The following is a 4,785-nucleotide window of genomic DNA, read 5'->3' as shown; positions in this document are numbered from 1 at the left end:
TCTAGGGATAAGTGTGTTTTTTTATTTTTATTATTAATTAAGGAGTGTTGAACAATGCGAGAAAATGAAATTGTTATTAAGTTTCCAGATGGGAATGAGAAGAACTATATTAAAGGTGTATCTTTAGAAGAAATTGCACATTCAATTAGTCCAAGTTTAAAAAAGAAATCAGTAGGAGGCAGTGTAAACGGCACATTGTATGACTTGACACGCAGTATTAATGAGAATGCGGAAATTGAATTATATGATCTTCATTCATCAAATGGGATTGAAATTATGAGACATACAACTGCACATGTGTTAGCACAAGCTGTTAAGCGTCTTTATGGAAATATTCATTTAGGGATAGGACCTATCATAGAAAATGGTTTTTACTATGACTTTGATTTAGATAACAGTATTACTATGAATGATTTAGAAAAGATAGAAAAAGAAATGAATAAAATTATCTCTGAAAACCTTGAAATTAAACGTGAAGAAATATCACGTGACGAAGCAAAGAAAATATTTGCATATGATCCTTTAAAGTTAGAATTGTTAGAGGATATCCCTAGCGGGGATAATATAACAATATATCGTCAAGGCGAGTTTGTTGATTTATGCCGTGGATCGCATTTGCCGGCAACTAGATTTATTAAAGCATTTAAATTAACTCATATATCGGGAGCTTATTGGCGGGGGAATAGTGACAATAAAGTTCTTCAACGTATTTATGGAGTAGCTTTTGCCTCACAGGCAGAACTGAATGAGTATTTTCATTTTGTTGAGGAAGCGAAAAGGAGAGACCATCGAAAATTAGGGAATGAATTAGAATTATTTATGTTTTCTGAAGAAGCACCTGGTATGCCGTTTTATTTGGCAAATGGACAAATTATCCGCAATGAGTTGGAAACATTTTTAAGAAAGCTTCAGTTTTCCTCTGATTATAAAGAAGTACGTACACCAACTATGATGAACAAGCAGATGTGGGAAAACTCAGGTCATTGGGATCATTATAAAGAAAATATGTATTTTTCTAAGGTAGATGAGCAGAATTTTGCGTTAAAGCCAATGAACTGTCCAGGGCATATGCTTATTTTTAAAGATAAGCTGCATTCTTATAGGGATCTTCCGATTCGAATGGCAGAGTTTGGGCAAGTACATCGTCATGAATTCAGCGGGGCATTAAATGGAATGTTAAGGGTTCGTACATTTTGTCAGGATGATGCTCATATCTTCGTAACACCTGGTCAAATTGAGGATGAGATTACATCAGCATTGAAATTGATTGATTATGTTTACAGTATATTTGGCTTTAAATATGAAATTGAGCTATCAACAAGACCTGATGATTATATGGGGGATGAAGCATTATGGGATAAAGCAGAAAATGCTCTTCAAACAGTTTTAAATAAACTTAACTATGAGTATAAAATTAACGAAGGTGATGGCGCATTTTATGGACCGAAAATAGATATTCATATTAAAGATGCTCTCAAACGAAGCCATCAATGTGCTACAGTTCAATTAGATTTTCAAATGCCGGAAAAATTTGATTTAACTTATATAGATGAACATAATAAAAAAGTTCGTCCAGTCGTTATTCACCGTGCTGTTTTCGGATCACTTGATCGTTTTCTCGGAATTTTAATTGAACATTTTGGCGGAGCATTTCCTCTATGGCTGGCGCCAGTTCAAGTAAAAGTAATAGCAGTATCAAATGACGTCCATAAACAATGTGCAGAAGAGATTACAAAACAGCTAAAACAAGAAGAAATACGAGTTGAACTTGATCTGCGTGATGAAAAACTAGGATATAAAATAAGAGAAGCGCAATTAAAGAAAATTCCTTATATTATTGTTGTAGGGGATAATGAACTTCATAATCAATCTGTTCATGTAAGGAAATATGGTCAAGAGAGTTCAGAAGAAGTGAAGCTTGAAGAGTTTCTCTCTAATATAAAGAAGTCCATTCAGAATAAATCTCTTAGCTGAAGAAACTGAAAAATTTGAAAGACTATCTATTTTATTAAATAGAAAAGGATTAAAATGGTAGTATATACTAATTGCATAATATGAGGTGAGTTTAGTTGAGTAAAGTAGAGAAAAGCATGAAGTTAGATTTAGAAAGAATTGTTTTTATTGGAGGAACATTAGAAGAATATTTAGATATGGTTTTTAGCAAATGAATCAGGTAACGTCAGCGTATATAAAAATTGCTTTAGCTATGGCAATCGTGGGAAGCTCTGTAGTTTTCGGGAAACTTATTATTTCTAGTTTTCCAGTTTTTTTAGCATCTGAATTAAGGTTTATTATTGCAACGATTATTCTAATCATATTGTTATTACGTCAGGAGAAAAAATTTCCTTGTATAGGTTTTAAAGATCTAATTATATTTTTTCTTCAAGCATTTACAGGAGTATTTTTATTCAATATCTTTATGCTTTATGGTTTGAAATTTACGACTGCAATTGAAGCGGGAATAATAACAAGCACTCTTCCTGCGGTCATAGGTTTGGTATCCTTTTTATTCTTAAAGGAAAAATTGACGATAAAAAAAGGGCTGGGAATTATATTTGCGGTAATAGGAGTGTTATCAATTAACTTTATAGATAATGGATCAAGTAATATTAACTCCTTACTAGGAAATCTTTTAATATTTGGAGCAGTTCTTGGAGAGACATTGTTTATTACATTAGGAAAATCAGTATCTAATAGATTCACACCTCTGACAATATCGACGATGATGAGCGTTTCTGGTCTTATAATGTTTTTGCCATTTGCAATTTATGAAGCGAAAGAATTTGATTTCGCAAGTGTAGGTATGGGAGATTGGATTAATATTTTATATTTTGGAATTGTAGTAACTGTACTGGCTTTTCTTTTAATGTATCAAGGTTTATCAAAAGTTTCAGCAAGTTCAGCGGGAGTTCTAACAAGTGTACTTCCATTAAGTTCGGTAATCCTTTCATTTTTCATTTTAAAAGAAGAAATCTCGTTTTCACATTTATTAGGGATTCTATTTATTTTGATTGCTATTTTCTTTATTTCGAAAGAATCATCAGATGGAGAAGTAAACTCCAAGCCATCTATTTCTCAATAAAACAAACTTTGTCCTATTAATTTTAAAAGTTTAGTTACAAAGACGCAGTGAATCCTTATTTGATAAAAAGTGAAAAACACTCTATTTTGAACAAATTTTTCAAAATGGAGTGTTTTCTTTAAATGAAGTATGTATTTTATAATAAATTTGATTATTCTAATTAACTAAGACATCCATTAGCTGAATAAGTATCCTTAATATATTGCCAGAACGGATAAACAAATACATATAACTCCTAAAGTGAATAGGATGATAGAAGTTACAAGATTCCTCCTGAATTTAATACCATAAGTACAAAAAAAGATAGCTGCAGCTAATTTGGAACAGCCTTGATAATAAGCATTATTTGAAAAAAATGAACTGCTAAAAACAATCGAAATAAGCAAAGTTGTAAGGATTAATGTTTTGAACCACACAGGCTCTTTTAGAAATTGTTTAAACATAAATTTTATCGATCGCATGATGGTATAAAATTGCCCCTTTAATTAAATAAAAAACTCTGAATAACTAGTATTTTTTATCAAACTTTATTAATAATTACCAATCTATTTTATAAATGATCAAATATTGTGTCAAATCCGTAGTACTTTAGGTCAGTTATTTTTATTGGGAGAGTATATAATAGAAGAAAAGTGTATTTTGAGGGAGTTCAAATGAATTACTATATCGTTATGCAAGGTCATAGTTACGAGGAAGAAAAAGCTTTAGGTATTATTTGGTCACAGCAAAAAGACCGTGGAAATAATGTGCCCCATTCATGGAAACGGATGTTAGAAGTATCACCAGGAGACAGGGTTTTTCATTATGTGCATGGGGATATTGTTGCGATCAGTACGGCAAAATCTGTCTGTCAAACAGCAGCTAAACCGGATGGGTCTAACAACGGGGAAGAAGGATATTTAATTGAAACGGAATATCATGAATTAGAAAAGCACCTTAATATAAAGTCTTATTTTAATGAAATTGAGCCGATGTTACCTCTTAAATATTCAGCATTTCAAAAAGACGGAAACGGTAATCAGGGATATTTATATCCATGTAATGAGCTGTTAGCAATTAAATTATTAGAGCTTATTGCAGATTTGAATATTTATGAGGAAGATCAGGAGCAGTTAGAATTTGCGATCGGACCTGTTATAAGCAAAGAGCATAAGAACTTAATTCCTGTTATTGTAGAAGCCGAAGCAGAGGCTAAAGTGAAGCTGCGTAAAGACGGGCAAAAACACAAAGAAACTTTAGCCCCATTATGGAATAATCAATGTGCATTATGCGGAATTGATTTACCAGCCATGCTATGTGCAAGCTATTCAAAGCCGTGGAAGGACAGTACGAATGAAGAACGTTTAGATCCTTATAACGGCCTATTACTCTGCCATAATCATGATGCTTTATATGTAAAAGGCTATATTGCGTTCGATGGTACAGGCAGAATTCATATATCAGAAAGAATAAATGAAGCGGATTATGGGAAATACAGCATTCATCCGAAAATGCGGGTGGAGCGGAAAGAGGAGAATAAGAAGTATTTTAAGTGGCATAAGAAAAATATATTCGTTTGATTTTGAATGAGCGTTTGGTGTTCTATTTTTAGAATTTCAGATTTTCTAGTAAAGAACCCTCCTATTTTAGTTTAGAAATAGGAGGGTTCTTTACTTATATATTGTCAGCTATATTAAATTTATCCCAGCCTTAACGGGCAGTAA

At 32.3% G+C, this 4,785-nt stretch carries 3 protein-coding genes; all 3 read left to right on the top strand.

Annotated elements, in window-relative coordinates:
* Positions 1-54: 54 nt before the first annotated feature.
* Positions 55-1,974: a threonine--tRNA ligase gene (gene thrS / locus BFA01S_RS20810; RefSeq protein WP_066235450.1), complete on the top strand. Its 1,920-nt coding sequence runs from the start codon at positions 55-57 to the stop codon at positions 1,972-1,974.
* A 190-nt stretch (positions 1,975-2,164) separates the two neighbouring features.
* Entirely contained in the window at positions 2,165-3,082 is a 918-nt protein-coding gene (locus BFA01S_RS20805; RefSeq protein WP_066235448.1) for a DMT family transporter, read from the top strand.
* A gap of 653 nt (positions 3,083-3,735) precedes the next feature.
* Positions 3,736-4,641 carry an HNH endonuclease gene (locus BFA01S_RS20800; protein ID WP_066235446.1) on the top strand — a complete coding sequence of 302 codons (906 nt, stop codon included), beginning with the start codon at positions 3,736-3,738 and terminating at the stop codon, positions 4,639-4,641.
* The last annotated feature ends 144 nt before the right edge of the window (positions 4,642-4,785 follow it).

The sequence above is a fragment of the Metabacillus fastidiosus NBRC 101226 genome, assembly GCF_001591625.1.
Lineage (GTDB): Bacteria > Bacillota > Bacilli > Bacillales > Bacillaceae > Metabacillus > Metabacillus fastidiosus.
The sequence above is the reverse complement of the archived record's forward strand: the minus strand, read 5'-3'. Positions and strand labels throughout refer to the sequence as shown.

Excerpts from the sequence above, each read along its gene's own strand:
- thrS (WP_066235450.1), top strand. The coding sequence starts at position 55 with ATGCGAGAAAATGAAATTGTTATTAAGTTTCCAGATGGGAATGAGAAG.
- BFA01S_RS20805 (WP_066235448.1), top strand. The coding sequence starts at position 2,165 with ATGAATCAGGTAACGTCAGCGTATATAAAAATTGCTTTAGCTATGGCA.
- BFA01S_RS20800 (WP_066235446.1), top strand. The coding sequence starts at position 3,736 with ATGAATTACTATATCGTTATGCAAGGTCATAGTTACGAGGAAGAAAAA.